Source organism: Nocardiopsis akebiae, from assembly GCF_018316795.1.
In the GTDB taxonomy this organism is placed as follows: Bacteria; Actinomycetota; Actinomycetes; order Streptosporangiales; family Streptosporangiaceae; genus Nocardiopsis; species Nocardiopsis dassonvillei.
Genome location: NZ_CP074132.1, coordinates 725,690 through 738,186 on the forward strand (window position 1 = coordinate 725,690; position 12,497 = coordinate 738,186).

12 protein-coding genes are annotated in these 12,497 nt (G+C 73.8%); 8 read left to right on the plus strand and 4 right to left on the minus strand.

Features of this window, described 5'->3' with window-relative positions; all coding sequences use genetic code 11:
- Positions 1-269: 269 nt before the first annotated feature.
- From mshD to KGD83_RS03140, 3 genes are all read right to left on the minus strand, one after another.
- On the minus strand, positions 270-1,262 hold the full coding sequence (gene mshD, locus KGD83_RS03130; RefSeq protein ID WP_212642432.1) for a mycothiol synthase: 993 nt from the start codon (positions 1,260-1,262) through the stop codon (positions 270-272).
- Between the two features lie 146 nt (positions 1,263-1,408).
- Positions 1,409-2,479: a hypothetical protein gene (locus tag KGD83_RS03135; RefSeq protein WP_212642433.1), complete on the minus strand. Its 1,071-nt coding sequence runs from the start codon at positions 2,477-2,479 to the stop codon at positions 1,409-1,411.
- Positions 2,480-2,748: 269 nt separating this feature from the next.
- A complete protein-coding gene (locus tag KGD83_RS03140; protein WP_013155372.1) occupies positions 2,749-3,516 on the minus strand; it encodes a winged helix-turn-helix transcriptional regulator in 768 nt (255 codons plus the stop codon).
- Between the two features lie 107 nt (positions 3,517-3,623).
- Here KGD83_RS03140 and KGD83_RS03145 point away from each other — a divergent pair, with 107 nt between their 5' ends.
- The 8 genes from KGD83_RS03145 (at position 3,624) to KGD83_RS03180 (ending at position 11,519) form a co-directional block, all read left to right on the plus strand.
- On the plus strand, positions 3,624-3,881 hold the full coding sequence (locus KGD83_RS03145; protein ID WP_212642434.1) for a MoaD/ThiS family protein: 258 nt from the start codon (positions 3,624-3,626) through the stop codon (positions 3,879-3,881).
- A 33-nt stretch (positions 3,882-3,914) separates the two neighbouring features.
- Positions 3,915-4,181 (plus strand): glutaredoxin family protein, encoded by a 267-nt coding sequence (locus KGD83_RS03150; RefSeq protein WP_212642435.1) that lies wholly within the window; start codon positions 3,915-3,917, stop codon positions 4,179-4,181.
- A 410-nt stretch (positions 4,182-4,591) separates the two neighbouring features.
- Entirely contained in the window at positions 4,592-5,287 is a 696-nt protein-coding gene (locus KGD83_RS03155; protein ID WP_212642436.1) for a redox-sensing transcriptional repressor Rex, read from the plus strand.
- Between the two features lie 138 nt (positions 5,288-5,425).
- A complete protein-coding gene (locus KGD83_RS03160) occupies positions 5,426-6,931 on the plus strand; it encodes a glutamyl-tRNA reductase (protein ID WP_212642437.1) in 1,506 nt (501 codons plus the stop codon).
- Positions 6,928-7,935, plus strand: coding sequence for a hydroxymethylbilane synthase (gene hemC, locus KGD83_RS03165; protein WP_212642438.1), 1,008 nt, complete (start codon positions 6,928-6,930; stop codon positions 7,933-7,935). The genes KGD83_RS03160 and hemC overlap by 4 nt, the downstream gene beginning before the upstream one ends.
- Before the next feature lie 99 nt (positions 7,936-8,034).
- Positions 8,035-9,723, plus strand: a complete 1,689-nt coding sequence (locus KGD83_RS03170; RefSeq protein WP_212642439.1) for a bifunctional uroporphyrinogen-III C-methyltransferase/uroporphyrinogen-III synthase — start codon at positions 8,035-8,037, stop codon at positions 9,721-9,723.
- Between the two features lie 47 nt (positions 9,724-9,770).
- On the plus strand, positions 9,771-10,769 hold the full coding sequence (gene hemB / locus KGD83_RS03175; protein ID WP_212642440.1) for a porphobilinogen synthase: 999 nt from the start codon (positions 9,771-9,773) through the stop codon (positions 10,767-10,769).
- Positions 10,770-10,865: 96 nt separating this feature from the next.
- Positions 10,866-11,519, plus strand: a complete 654-nt coding sequence (locus KGD83_RS03180) for a bifunctional DNA primase/polymerase (RefSeq protein ID WP_249352104.1) — start codon at positions 10,866-10,868, stop codon at positions 11,517-11,519.
- A 64-nt stretch (positions 11,520-11,583) separates the two neighbouring features.
- On the opposite strand, the gene map is transcribed toward KGD83_RS03180, so the two are convergent.
- Positions 11,584-12,354 (minus strand): type I methionyl aminopeptidase, encoded by a 771-nt coding sequence (gene map, locus KGD83_RS03185; protein ID WP_212642441.1) that lies wholly within the window; start codon positions 12,352-12,354, stop codon positions 11,584-11,586.
- Between the last annotated feature and the right edge of the window lie 143 nt (positions 12,355-12,497).

Genomic DNA, 12,497 nt, shown 5'->3' on the forward strand with positions numbered 1-12,497 from the left:
CGTGCACCTTCTGCGTGCCTGGTCTGTTCCCTGCGGCGCGTGGTTCTCCCGCCGGTCGGGGATGCCTCCCCGCCGAGGGCCGCTCCGCGTCCCGTGCTGGGGCGATCGCCGGTCACCGTGCCACGGTCCGTGGTGGAGTGTGGCCGTGCTGCGCCGAATGTGAAGGTAGGTGCAACAGGTGACGAGTTGTCCCAAACAAGATGAACGGAAGATGAACGGGGTGTCGCACTCCCGTGGCGGTACGGGGATTGCCCGGTGAATGTGACAGGTCACACGTTCGGGCGGGGGGCGTCGTCCCTCGGCGGCGCGTACATCACGTCGGTGTCCCACATGGCGAATCCGAGCGACTCGTACAGCCGCACCGCCGCCTCGTTGTCGCCGTCCACGTACAGGTGGACCCACGGCAGACCGGCGTCGCGCAGGTGGCGCAGACCCGCCAGGGTCAGGGCCCGGCCGAGGCCGCTGCCCTGCCACTCGGGGTCCACGCCCACCACGTAGACCTCGCCCACCGGCTCGCCGTCGGTGAGTCCGGCGCCGTCGGCGTGGGTCTTGGTCCAGTGGAACGCGGCCACCCCGCCGTCCTTGGCGGTGGCCAGGAAGAAGCCGTCCGGGTCGAACCAGTCCTCCACCTCGCGCTGGAGCAGGTCGTCCAGGGTGAGCTGGCCCTGCTCGGGGTGGTCGGCGAACGCCCGCGCGTTGGCGGCCAGCCACGCCTGCTCGTCCTGGCCCACGACGAAGGGGCGCAGCCGGACCCGTTCGGCCACCTCGGGCCGCAGCTCGGGCTCGGGCAGTTCGGGAGCCTCCCAGGGGCCGCCCGGCTCGTCCCCGGCGATGTCGCGCAGCGGCATCCGCATCTTGTGGAGTTCGCGGACGGCGGTCCAGCCGTCCTCCCGGGCCACCGACACCGCCTGCGGGGTGCGCCCGTGCGCCCACACCCGGACCCCGTCCGGTCCTGCGTCCCGGTCCACCGAGTGCAGCAGGGCGGTTCCGTGACCGCGGCCGCGGTGGTCGGGGTGGACGACGACCTCTCCGGAGTCGGGCTCGCCCGCGACGCGCTCCACGAACGCGAAGCCGACCGCGCGCCCGTCCTCCAGGGACAGGTGGAAGCGGCTGCTCCCCGAGGGGGCGCCGTGTCTGACGCGGAGCAGAGTGTGCTCCGACAGGGGCGCGACGCCGTCGGCCGCGCGCGCGGCCTCGGCGAGCGTCAGTACCTGTTCGGCCAGGGTCCGGTCCAGATCATCGGTGACTAGCGGGGTGTCCATGGACCGAAAGCCTACGACGGGGCGAGCGCAAGACTTCTGTCAGCCACGGCCGGTGGGGTGTTTGTCCTGGTAGCCGCCCCGTTCCGCGCGTCGCGGCGGACATGTTCCCCGACGGCCGCGCCACCGGGGAACGGCGCCGGGACGTCCTACTTCCTGCGGCGCCTGCCCTGGTAGCCGCCGCCGACGCGGACGCGCCGCACCGGTGCGAGCGGGGCCGCGAGCAGCAGCGCGAGGAGGAACGCGGCGAGCAGCACGGCCGGGGCCATGTTCGGCCCCAGGTCGCTGTGGTCGGCGGCCACCTCGGTCTCGTCGAGTTCGTCGTCCTGCGCGCCGGGGGTCACCGTCGGCAGCTCGGCGAGGTTCTCCGCGCCGGGCACGACCCCGGGCAGGGCGGCCTCGTCCCTGGACAGGTCCGGGAAGCTGTCGCGTGTGGTGGGCACGTCGCTGGTGGGCACGTCGTCCACACGGCCGGGGGAGCGGGGCGAGTCACCGGAGCCGCCGGACCGGCCGCCGCCCGAACCGCCCGAGCCGCCGCCGGAGCTCCCCTCGCGGTCGTCGTCACCGGTGGGGGTGGGACGGGGCGTGTCGGAGGGGCTCGTGGTCTCGTCCGGGTCCTCGCTCGGCTCCTCGTCGGGCTCCTCGGTCTCCGGGGGCGTTGTGGGCTCCGGCGGAGTGGTGGGCTCGGGCTTGGCGATCGAGACCGTCCACGTGCCGGTGGCGACGCTGTGCGTCTCCGAGGCGTCCAGCCCCGCGCACGCGACGCCCTCCTGGGCGAGCGCGTAGGTGAGGGTGGCCACGACCTCGGCGGGCACGCGGGTCGAGCCGGCGACCTCTCCGGCGGCCGCGGCCTCGCCCGGAGCGACCTCCCGGGGTTCGAACCCCTCGACGTCGAACCCCCCGGTGTCGACGTCCATCGCGAGCAGGCAGACGGTGACGTCGCCGGTGTTGGTCGCGGTGAGGGGGTTGGCCGGGACGGAGCTGCCCAGCTCCGCCTCGTCGGAGTCCCGTTCGAAGGCGACCACGGCCGACGGGACGGGCTGCGGAGAGGGGGACGGCGGCGTGGAGGGCGACGGGGAGGCGGACGCGGAGGGGCTCGGCTCGGCGTGGGCCGGGGGCATGACGGCGACCAGGCTGGAGCCGACGAAGACGGCGCCCAGGGCGACCGCCGTGCGGCGGCGCCCGGGGGGCAGCGGGGGTCTCGCGGCGTTCGTGGGCATCGGGGCGTTCTCCTCCTCGCGGATGGCGCGCCAAGGCAGCTTCTGCGCACCCGCTCGCGGGGAGTTTCGCCGCGCCTGACGTCCCGGCGTGGGGGTGCCCACACGATCTTAGGACCTGGGGCCGTCGAACACGAGTGTCCGGAGGCCCGTTCCCACACCGTTCGCCCGCGGGACGGCCGGGTCCCGGGGTGTCCGAAAACGACTCCGGGGCGCCCGTGCGGGCGCCCCGGGGTGATCCTCGGGCGGAGGGAGGCGGCTCGCCCGGTCCGTCAGGTCGCGCTGGGCTCCGCGGAGCGCGCGGCGGGAGGTGCGTCGACCCCCTCCGGCACGGCCGAGGGCGCCTTGGCGACCGGGTCGGGCACGAAGCGGTAGCCCACGTTGCGCACCGTGCCGATCAGCGACTCGTACTCCGAGCCCAGCTTGGCGCGCAGGCGCCGCACGTGGACGTCGATGGTGCGGGTACCGCCGAAGTAGTCGTAGCCCCACACCTCCTGGAGCAGCTGCGCCCGGGTGAACACCCGGCCGGGGTGCTGCGCCAGGAACTTGAGAAGTTCGAACTCCTTGAAGGTCAGGTCGAGGATGCGGCCGCGCAGCCGCGCGATGTAGGTGGCCTCGTCGATGACGAGGTCGCCCCTGCGGATCTCGTCGGGGTCGTCCGTCCCGGCCTCGGCCGATCCCACGGCCAGCCGCAGGCGCGCCTCGACCTCCGCGGGGCCGGCGGTGGACAGGATGAAGTCGTTCACCTGCCAGTCGGGGGTCAGCGCCGCGACGCCGCCCTCGGTCAGGATCACCATCAGCGGGCAGTCCAGGCCCGTGGTGTCGAGCAGGCGGCAGAAGTTGCGGGCCGCGGCGAGGTCGGTCCGCGCGTCCACCAGGATGGCGTCGACCGGCGCACCGGAGCCGCCGCCCGCGTTCGACGCCAGCAGGGCACCCGCCTCCGCCGGCGCCACCCGCACCGAGTGCAGAAGCAGACCGAGGGCGGGAAGTACGTGGTCGGACGGTTCGTTCGAGTTCGTCAACAGCAGCAGATGGCTCATGCGTCTCTTCTCGTCACCCCGCTCTATGCGGGCGATCGAAGGCGCCATTGCCCCCGGTGAAGATGTCCAATTCGTCGCCTCCGAGCAACACCAAGGATAATCAACGGATGGCGAAGTGCACTATCAGGTACTGGGCAGCGGCCAAGGAGGCCGCCGGAACCGCCGAGGAAACGGTCGGGGCCGCCACGCTCGCGGAGGCCCTGGAGGCGGCGTGTCGGCTGCACCCGGACGACCGCTTCCAGCGCGTACTCGGATCCTCCTCGCTTCTGGTCGACGAGCGCCCGGTCGGGCGCAGAACGCACAGTGACGTGCCGGTCGCGGACGGCACTGTGATCGAGGTCCTACCGCCCTTCGCGGGCGGCTGAGGGGCCGCAAGGCTCCGGAAACAGGAGGGGAACATGGCGGAAACACCCCGGTGGGCGGGCCAGGCTCGCGTGGTGATGCTCGGCAAGCCGGGATGCCACCTGTGCGAGGAGGCCTGGGGGGTCATCGAGCGGGTCGCGGACGAACTCGGCGCGAGTCGGGCGGTGCGCCAGCTCGACGAGGTCGGCGCGGACGAGCGCGAGGAGTACTGGGACAAGATCCCGGTGACGTTCGTGGACGGGCGGCGCCACGACTTCTGGAGGGTGGGGGAGGAGCGGCTGCGCTCCGCCCTGGGCGGCTGAAGGGTTCCGGGCGGTTCTCCGGGGGCCGCGCCGCCGACGGGCCGGGCGATTGGGAGAGAACGTTTCCGATTGCTCTCGGGGAGCGGCTCCGCAGGAGAGCCGAGTAAGCCCGAAAACTACAGCTGTGCCCACAAATATGCACATATGACGTTCTTTGGTTGTCCCGAATTGCGGACGTGCGCGCCGGAGGTTTCCGCGGGGGCGCCGAGTCCCTTGCCGGTGGGAACTTATGAGCCCGCCGTCACAGCGGGCCCCACTTTGTGCGTGCTTTCACAAGCGCGTAATCTGGGTACTCCAAGACACGCCTGAGGAGTGCGGCGGCAGCCCGTCCGCTCCGCACGCCGACCCCGGCGGCCCGCCTCCCGTCCGGGCCGCCTCCGCGCCCGCCCGCCGACCAGGAGCGCCCGCCTGTGACCAGTCGTCCACCACGGCCCCGGGAGAGGGGCATCCCGGAGGCCACCGTGGCCCGGCTCCCCGTCTACCTGCGGGCCCTCCAGACCCTCCAGGACCGCGGCACCCTCACCGTCTCCTCCGAGGACCTCGCCTCCGCCGCCGGGGTGAACTCCGCCAAGCTGCGCAAGGACCTGTCCCACCTCGGGTCCTACGGGACGCGTGGCGTTGGTTACGAGGTGGAGTACCTCGTCTACCAGATCTCGCGTGAGCTTGGTCTCACCCAGGACTGGGCCGTGGCCATCGTCGGGATAGGCAACCTGGGACGCGCACTGGCCAACTACGGGGGGTTCGGGACCCGCGGGTTCCGCATCGCGGCGCTGCTCGACGCTGACCCGGCGATGGTGGGGCAGAGTGTCGCCTCCCTGGACGTGAGGCATATTGACAACCTGGAGGAGGTTGTCCGTTCGGAGAGGGTTTCCATCGGCGTCATCACGACGCCGGCGGTCTCCGCGCAGGGCGTGGCGACGCGCTTCGTCGAGGCGGGGGTGGCCAGCATCCTCAACTTCGCTCCGGTCGTACTCAATGTGCCGGACGGAGTCGATGTGCGTAAGGTCGACTTGTCCATCGAACTCCAGATCCTCGCCTTCCACGCGCAGCGCAGGGCCGACGGCGACGGCTACGGCGCGGAACGCGCGGGACTGGAGCTGACGTGACCTGAGGGATGGACGATCCGGGCCGTGAGGCCCGCATGGGCGGTGGGCGATGAGCGAGCGTGCGCCGCGCCTCCGGCGGTCTGGCCGCCGCCGGGGCATACGAAGACGCTGTGTGGTGCCTGCATAGGAGTAGTGCGGATGAGTGTCCTGGCCGTGGGGCTGAGCCATCGGAGTTCGCCGGTGGCGCTCCTCGAACGTGTCGCGCTGAACGGGGAGACCCGCGCCAACGCGGTCGCCGAGATGGTCGGCTCCGAGCCCGTCAACGAGGTCATGGTGGTCTCCACCTGCAACCGCACCGAGGTCTACGCCGACGTCTCGGCCTTCCACGGCGGCGTCTCGGCCATCACCGAACTCCTCTCCTGGCACACCGGGGTCCCCCTCGGCGAGCTCTCCGAGCACCTCTACGTCCACTACGAGGACCGCGCGGTCCAGCACCTGTTCTCCGTCACCTGCGGGCTCGACTCCATGGTCCTGGGCGAGGGCCAGATCCTCGGCCAGGTGCGCGACGCCCTCAAGGAGGGCCAGGAGACCGGTTCCGTCGGCCGCGTCCTCAACGACCTCGGCCAGCGCGCCCTGCGCGTGGGCAAGCGCGCCCACACCGAGACCCACCTCGACCACGCGGGCGCCGACATGGTCAGCTTCGGCCTCACCGTCGCCTCCGGCGGCCTCGGGCTCGGTCCGACCGGCGCGCCCCGGACCACCGCCCTCCAGACCGCCCAGACCGTGGAATCGCTGCCCCCCGCGGGCTGCCCCATGTCCGCGGTCCCGGGCGACACCGCCGACGCGCCCGGGCTCGCCCGGCCCGCGCACGGCCCCCTCACGGGCGTGCGCGTCCTCATCCTCGGTGCCGGGTCCATGAGCGCCCTGTCCGCCAACACCGTCTCCCGCCAGGGCGCCGAGGCGGTCGTCGTGGCCAACCGCACCTTCGAGCGGGCCGCGCGCCTGGCCGAGTGCCTCACCGAGGCCTACGACACCGTCGACGCCCGCGCCGTCCCCTTCTCCGACGCCGCCACGGCCTTGGCCGAGGTGGACCTCGTCATCTCCTGCACCGGGGCCCAGGGCCTGGTCCTGACCGCCGAGGACGTGGCCGCCGCCACCGCCGGGCGCACGCGGCCCCTGGTCTTCCTCGACCTCGCGCTGCCCCGCGACATCGACCCTGCCGTGCGCGGGCTGCCCGGCGTGCGCCTGGTCGACATCGAGGACCTGCGCCAGGCCGCCGCCACCGCTCCCGGCGCCGACACAGGCCGCGACAGCGCCCTCACCCTCGTGCGCGGCATCGTCGACGAGGAGGTCACCGAGTTCCGCGCGGTCCGCCGCGCCCACCAGGTGACCCCCACCGTCGTCGCCCTGCGCGCCCAGGCCAGGGACGTGGTGGACGCCGAGCTGTCGCGCCTGCACGGCCGCCTGCCCGCCGAGCTCGACGACCGCACGCGCGAGGAGATCAGCCGCGCCATGCGCCGTGTCGCCGACAAACTCCTGCACAGACCGACCGTGCGCGTCAAGGAACTGGCCGCCGCACCGGACGGGGAGTCCTACGAGGCGGCCCTGAGAGAACTCTTCGCACTCGACCCCGGAAGCCCCGAGGCGCTCACCGCCCCCGAGGGCACCGCCACCGCGGCACGGACCGCACAGGAGAAGTCATGACCGGCACGCCCTCCCACGGCACGACCGCCGACGGAGCACCCGACCACGGCGCCCCGGCCAGGCTCGGCACCCGCCGCAGCACCATGGCCACCAGCCAGTCGCGCATGGTCGCCGACGCCATCACCGCACGCACCGGCAGGGTGATCGAGCTGGAGCTGATCACCAGCTTCGGCGACGTCACCAAGGCGCACCTGACCCAGCTCGGCGGCACCGGCGTGTTCGTCAACGCGCTGCGCGACGAGCTCCACGCGGGCACCGTGGACTTCGCCGTCCACTCCCTCAAGGACCTGCCCACCACACCCGCCGAGGGGCTCGTGCTGGCCGCCATCCCCGAGCGCGACGACCCGCGCGACGCCCTGTGCGCGCGCGACGGGCTCAAGTTCGCCGACCTGCCCGCGGGGGCCAGGGTCGGCACCGGCTCCCCGCGCCGGGTCGCCCAGCTCGCCGCGCTGCGCCCGGACCTGGTCTACGTCCCCATCCGCGGCAACGCCGAGACCCGCCTGGGCAAGGTCGCCTCCGGAGAGCTGGACGCCGTCGTCCTGGCCTACGCCGGGCTCGGCCGCGTGGGCCGCACCGACGACGTCACCGAGGTCTTCGAGCCCGAGCAGATGCTGCCCGCGCCCGGCCAGGGGGCCCTCGCCGTCGAGTGCCCCGCCGAGCGCCTCGACGGCGACCTCGCCTACCTGGCCTCGGTCGACCACCCGGCCACCCGCGCCGAGGTCGTCGCCGAACGCACCGTGCTCGCCGAGCTGGAGGCCGGTTGCGCCGCCCCGGTCGGCGCCTACGCCCAGTACGACGCCGGGTCGGGCCGCCTGCGCCTGCGCGCCGCCGTGGTCGCCACCGACGGGGCCGAGGCCGTGCGCCGCGAGCGCGCCGCCGACCTCGCCTCGCCCGGGGACCTGGCCGCCGCCACCGCGCTCGGCCGGGACCTGGCCCGCCAGATGATCGCCGAGGGCGCGGACCGCATCGTGGCCGAGGCATTCGCCGAGAGGGACACGCCCTAAGCAGGAGCAGCCGGCGGGCCTCCTCGGCCTGGGCCCGCCGTACCGCCGCCCCCGGCGCCGCACACCGGGGCGCGGCGACCCACACAGAGGAGCCAGTACGTGAACGCCAACGCCAACCCCCAGCCGGAGGAGCCGCGCGCCGCAGCGCGGGCCGGGCACGTCGCCCTGGTCGGTTCCGGTCCGGGCGGCGCCGACCTGCTCACCCTGCGCGGCGCCGAGCTGCTGAGCCACGCCGACGTGGTCATCACCCTGCGCGAGCCCGCCGCGGAGGAGCTCTCGGGCTTTCGCGCCGAACTCCTCTCCCACTGTTCCGATGACGTCTCCGTGATCGAGGCGGGCGAGTGCGGCGGTGACGTCGACGCCCTGGCGGTGGCACGCGCCCGCGACGGGCAGCGGGTGGTCCGCCTCTACTCCGGCGACCCGTTCTTCGGCTGCCGCGGCGCCGAACTGGTCTCGGCCTGCCACGAGGCCGGGATCGAGGTCGAGGTCGCCCCCGGCGTCTCCGCGATCACCTCCGTGCCGACCTTCGCGGGCGTGCCGCTGCTGGACGCGGACAGCCCCGAGGTGCGCGTGCTCAACGCCCGCGCGCACGGCGGGGGAGGCGTCGACTGGCACGAGGCCGCCGCCAGCGGCGCCACCCTGGTCGTCATGGGCGGCGACGCGCCCGCCGGCGAGCCGGTGGAGCACCAGGGCCCCGGCTTCGACGTGCTGTGCAAGACCCTCATCGCCGGGGGGCGGCCCGCCACGACCCCCGCCGCGGTCGTGCGCGCGGGCGGCACCACCCGCCAGACCACGGTCTCCTCGACCCTGGGGCGGCTCGTCGCCGATCTAAAGGCCAAGGACGCCAAGGGCCACCACGTCACCGCGCCCGCGCTGATGGTCGTCGGCCCCGCCGCCGGACGCCACTCCGAGCTGTCCTGGTACGAGAGCCGCCCGCTGTTCGGCTGGCGCGTCCTGGTGCCCCGCACCAAGGAGCAGGCCGCCGCCCTGTCCGACCAGCTGCGCGGCTACGGTGCGGTGCCCGAGGAGGTGCCCACCATCTCCGTGGAGCCGCCGCGCACCCCGCAGCAGATGGAGCGCGCCGTCCGCGGCCTGGTCACCGGCCGCTACCAGTGGGTGGCCTTCACCTCAGTCAACGCGGTCCGCGCCATCCGGGAGCGCCTGGAGTCCTACGGCCTGGACGCGCGCGCGTTCGCCGGGGTCAAGGTCGCCGTCGTCGGCGAGGCCACCGCGCGCGCCGTGCGCGAGTTCGGCATCCAGCCCGACCTGGCCCCGCCCGAGGAGGAGCAGTCCAGCTCGGGCCTGGTCTCGGTGTGGCCGCCCTACGACGCCGAGATCGACCCGATCGAGCGGGTCCTGCTGCCGCGGGCCGACATCGCCACCGAGACCCTGTCCGCCGGACTGGACAAGCTCGGCTGGGAGGTCGACGACGTCACCGCCTACCGCACCGTGCGCGCCGCGCCCCCGCCCGCGCCCGTCCGCGAGGCGATCAAGGGCGGCGGCTTCGACGCGGTGCTGTTCACGTCCTCCTCCACGGTGCGCAACCTGGTGGGGATCGCGGGCAAGCCGCACAACACCACCGCCATCGCCGTCATCGGCCCCGAGACGGAGAAGACCGCGATCGAGTTCGGCCTGCGCGTCGACGTCGTGGCGCCCAAAGCCTCGGTTTCCGCCCTGGCGCAGGCCCTTTCGGAGTACGGTGCCGAGAAGAGGCGCGAGGCGGTCGAGGCGGGCAAGCCCGTCCTCAAGCCCAGTCAGAAGAGGCGCGGTCGCCGCCGCAAGCTCTGAGAGACCACACCGCCGCCGACGCACGAACCTTTCCCGGGAGCCCCGTGATGAACGCCTCCAGCAACGACGCCGCCTTCCCCGCGGTCCGGCCGCGCCGTCTGCGCCGCGGTCCGGCGCTGCGCCGCCTGGTCGCCGAGACCCGGGTCCGCCCCGAGAACCTCGTCCTGCCGATGTTCGTCAAGGAGGGCATCACCGAGCCGGTGGCCGTCTCCTCGATGCCCGGCCAGGTGCAGCACACGCGTGAGAGCCTGCGCAAGGCGGCCCACGAGGCGGCCGCCGCCGGGGTCGGCGGGCTGATGCTGTTCGGCATCCCCGCGCACAAGGACGCGCACGGCTCGGCCGCCGACGACCCCGAGGGGATCGTCCAGGCCGCCCTGCGCGACCTGTCCGCCGAGGTCGGGGACGACGTCGTGGTGATGGCCGACCTCTGCCTGTGCGAGTACACCGACCACGGCCACTGCGGCCCGCTGGAGGTGGACGGGCACGTCGACAACGACCTGACCCTGGAGCGGTACGCGTCCGTGGCCGCGGCCCAGGCCGAGGCGGGCGCCGCCGTGGTGGCGCCCAGCGGCATGATGGACGGCCAGGTCGCGGCGATCCGCGCGGGGCTGGACCGCACCGGTCACCAGCAGGTGCCCATCCTGGCCTACGCCGCCAAGTACGCGTCGGCGTTCTACGGCCCCTTCCGCGAGGCCGCGGAGGGCGCGCCGCAGTTCGGCGACCGCTCCGGCTACCAGCAGGACCCGGCCAACGCGCGCGAGGCGCTGCGCGAGGTGGCCCTGGACGTCGCCGAGGGCGCGGACATGGTGATGGTCAAACCCGGCCTGGCCTACCTCGACATCGTGGCCAAGGTGGCCGAGGCCTCCCCGGTACCCGTGTCGGCCTACCAGGTCAGCGGCGAGTACGCGATGATCGAGGCGGCTGCGGAGCGGGGCTGGATCGACCGCGAGCGGGCCATCGTGGAGACACTGACCTCCTACCGCAGGGCAGGGGCCGAGCAGATCCTCACCTACTGGGCGACCGAGGCCGCCCGCCTGCTGCGGTAGCGCGACCAGGCCCCTCGCCCCGGTCGCGGTCTCCGGGCGCCGGGCCTTCGAAGGCGAGGCCGCGCCTGGAACACGAGCGAACACCGGGGAGGCTCCATGGCCGAGGTTCTGTACCGACGTAAGCGCCGCCATGCGGCGGCCAGCATGCTGGACGCGGCTCTGGGCTACGCCGAGCTGGGCTGGCCGGTGGCGCGCGGCACCTCGCCGGGGCAGGACCGTGCGTGCAGCTGCGACCGGATGGGCTGTCCGGACCCGGCGGCGCACCCGGTGACGATGGCCTGGGGCGTGGAGGCCAGCACCGACACCGACACCATCCGGCGGTGGTGGACGGGCACCCCCGACGCGAACATCATCCTGCCCACGGGGCGGGTCTTCGACGTGTTCGACGTCCCCCGTGAGGCGGGCGTGATGGCGCTGGCGCGCATGGGCCGCTCGGGCGTCCCCGCGGGTCCGGTCGCGGCGGTGGAGTCCTCGCGCTATTTGTTCTTCGTGGCCACCCGTTCGCCGGTGGACGAGGACGAGTGGTGGTCCTGCCACCTGGACTGCGTGCCCGAGGCCGTGGAGGAGATGCCGGGGCTGCGCTGGCACTGCCGGGACAGCTTCGTGCTCGGCGCCCCCTCGCTGCTGCCCTCCGGCGGCCGGGTCACCTGGATCCGCCCGCCGCGCGCCGCGGACGGGGCCGTGGTGCTGCCCGACCCGATCGTGGTGCTCGACATCCTCGCCGACGCGAGCGAGGAGTTCTCCGCCTGACCCCGGGGCGGGCCGGGCCCACCGGTGGCGGTAGCGGCCGGGCGCGCGAGCGGCGGTCCGGCGGTCACCCGGGCAGGGTGAGGATCTCGGCTCCCTTGTCGGTGACGGCGATCGTGTGCTCGCTGTGCGCCGTCCGGCAGCCCGTCGCGCTGCGCAGCGTCCACCCGTCGGCGTCGGTGACCAGTTCGTCGGTGTCGGCCATGACCCACGGCTCCAGGGCGAGCAGCAGTCCGGGGCGCAGCTTGTAGCCGCGGCCGGGCTGCCCGGTGTTGGCCACGTGCGGGTCCTGGTGCATCGTCGACCCGATGCCGTGACCGCCGAACTCGGTGTTGATCGGGTACCCCGCCGCGCTGAGGACCGAGCCGATGGCGTGGGAGATGTCGCCGACGCGGGCCCCGGGCCGGGCGGCGGCGATCCCCGCCTCCAGCGCGCGCTCGGTCGCGCGGATCATCGCGACGCTCTCCGCGGGCCTGGAATCTCCCACGACGAAGCTGATGGCGGAGTCCGCGGCGACCCCGCCCAGGGAGACGGCGAGGTCGAGTGTGAGCAGGTCGCCGTCGGCGAGCGCGTAGTCGTGGGGCAGCCCGTGGAGCACGGCGTCGTTGACGGCCGTGCAGATGTAGTGGCCGAACGGCCCGCGCCCGAAGGAGGGCGCGTAGTCGACGTAGCAGGACTGCGCCCCGGCCTCGGCGATCATCTCCTGTGCCCACCGGTCGATGTCCAGGAGGTTGGTGCCGACCGCGGTACGGCTCCGTGCCGTCCGGAGGATGCGGGCGACCAGTGCTCCCGCGTCCTTGGCTCGGGCCAGTTCGGCGGGTTTCAGGATCTCGATCATGCGGCGGCCTCTCACGCAACCAATAACTATACCGGCCATACTATACCGGTTCCGGGGGTGGGGCCACGGCCGGAACACCGGTCGTCCCACCGGAGGGCGGACGCGGACGGCGCTCCGGCGCCCCGCCGCACCCCCAAGCGCGC

Bases quoted from the DNA above. Each gene is read 5' to 3' on its own strand.
- mshD (WP_212642432.1), bottom strand. From the start codon at position 1,262: ATGGACACCCCGCTAGTCACCGATGATCTGGACCGGACCCTGGCCGAA.
- KGD83_RS03135 (WP_212642433.1), bottom strand. From the start codon at position 2,479: ATGCCCACGAACGCCGCGAGACCCCCGCTGCCCCCCGGGCGCCGCCGC.
- KGD83_RS03140 (WP_013155372.1), bottom strand. From the start codon at position 3,516: ATGAGCCATCTGCTGCTGTTGACGAACTCGAACGAACCGTCCGACCAC.
- KGD83_RS03145 (WP_212642434.1), top strand. From the start codon at position 3,624: ATGGCGAAGTGCACTATCAGGTACTGGGCAGCGGCCAAGGAGGCCGCC.
- KGD83_RS03150 (WP_212642435.1), top strand. From the start codon at position 3,915: ATGGCGGAAACACCCCGGTGGGCGGGCCAGGCTCGCGTGGTGATGCTC.
- KGD83_RS03160 (WP_212642437.1), top strand. From the start codon at position 5,426: ATGAGTGTCCTGGCCGTGGGGCTGAGCCATCGGAGTTCGCCGGTGGCG.
- hemC (WP_212642438.1), top strand. From the start codon at position 6,928: ATGACCGGCACGCCCTCCCACGGCACGACCGCCGACGGAGCACCCGAC.
- hemB (WP_212642440.1), top strand. From the start codon at position 9,771: ATGAACGCCTCCAGCAACGACGCCGCCTTCCCCGCGGTCCGGCCGCGC.
- KGD83_RS03180 (WP_249352104.1), top strand. From the start codon at position 10,866: ATGGCCGAGGTTCTGTACCGACGTAAGCGCCGCCATGCGGCGGCCAGC.
- map (WP_212642441.1), bottom strand. From the start codon at position 12,354: ATGATCGAGATCCTGAAACCCGCCGAACTGGCCCGAGCCAAGGACGCG.